A 211-nucleotide genomic window follows, 5' to 3' on the forward strand; every position below is an offset into this window, starting at 1 on the left:
GGCCACCCCTTCGCCGACCACCGCCACGAAGCGATCGATATCGATCGCCGTGGAGCCGTAGTTCTCGGGCTTGGCGTCGGGCTTGTGGCCGACATAGGCTCCGGCGAAACGCGGGTCCTTGGCGATATTGTCCGCGAAATCCCGAAAGGCACGCTCGATCGGCTTCGCCTGGCCATGCCCCGGCGTCGCCCAGTGCAGCTCGATCCCCATC

1 protein-coding gene is annotated in these 211 nt (G+C 66.4%); it reads right to left on the reverse strand.

Annotation, left to right across the window (positions count from 1 at the left end; genetic code table 11):
- A partial coding sequence (locus PMES_RS16540; protein WP_328809175.1) for a transposase domain-containing protein occupies positions 1–211 on the reverse strand: 211 nt, incomplete at both ends.

Origin of the sequence: Profundibacterium mesophilum KAUST100406-0324 (genome assembly GCF_009835145.1) — a bacterium.
GTDB lineage: Bacteria > Pseudomonadota > Alphaproteobacteria > Rhodobacterales > Rhodobacteraceae > Profundibacterium > Profundibacterium mesophilum.